Origin of the sequence: Pseudomonas sp. SWRI51, from assembly GCF_014268825.1 — a bacterium.
Taxonomy (GTDB): domain Bacteria; phylum Pseudomonadota; class Gammaproteobacteria; order Pseudomonadales; family Pseudomonadaceae; genus Aquipseudomonas; species Aquipseudomonas farsensis.
In genome coordinates this window covers 1-231 of sequence record NZ_JABWRG010000211.1, presented here as the reverse complement: position 1 = coordinate 231, position 231 = coordinate 1, and the positions used below count along the sequence as shown (strand labels likewise).

The window sequence follows — 231 nt, the reverse complement described above, 5'->3', positions numbered from 1 at the left end:
TGGAGCGGGAAACGAGACTCGAACTCGCGACCCCGACCTTGGCAAGGTCGTGCTCTACCAACTGAGCTATTCCCGCAAGATGAAGCGTTGCTGCATTGGGCGTGAAGCGCCGTAAGGCCTTCACCACCTGTACCGCCAAAGGCGATAACCGTGTAACTGGAGCGGGAAACGAGACTCGAACTCGCGACCCCGACCTTGGCAAGGTCGTGCTCTACCAACTGAGCTATTCCC

The 231-nt window shown here is 58.4% G+C and carries 1 tRNA gene; it reads right to left on the bottom strand.

The features are described from left to right. Window positions 1-76, bottom strand: a tRNA-Gly gene (locus tag HU720_RS24060). Between the last annotated feature and the right edge of the window lie 155 nt (window positions 77-231).